Origin of the sequence: Mesorhizobium sp. M1A.T.Ca.IN.004.03.1.1 (assembly GCF_003997555.1) — a bacterium.
Taxonomy (GTDB): Bacteria; Pseudomonadota; Alphaproteobacteria; order Rhizobiales; family Rhizobiaceae; genus Mesorhizobium.
Genome location: NZ_RZTV01000457.1, coordinates 1 through 265, shown reverse-complemented (window position 1 = coordinate 265; position 265 = coordinate 1). Strand labels below are relative to the sequence as shown.

At 57.7% G+C, this 265-nt stretch carries 1 protein-coding gene; it reads left to right on the top strand.

Translation table 11 applies throughout. The features are described from left to right. A partial coding sequence (locus tag EOD29_RS32420; protein WP_127248848.1) for a VOC family protein occupies window positions 1–265 on the top strand: 265 nt, incomplete at both ends.

The window sequence follows — 265 nt, the reverse complement described above, 5'->3', positions numbered from 1 at the left end:
ATGCACTTGAACCATCTCGATTTCCACGTTCCCGATATTGCTGCCACGGCGGATTTCTTCATCCGGCATTTCGGCCTGAAGCTTAAGGATATGCGCGGCCATAACGGCCTGGCGACCTTGGAAGACGATACCGGCCTCGAAATCGTCCTCAGCCACGCAATCGCAAAATTCGGCACCGCCGATCAGGTGGAGATGGGGCGCCAGACCTATCACATCGGCTTCATCCTGCCCGAAAGGACGGATGTCGATGCGGTCCATGCCGGGC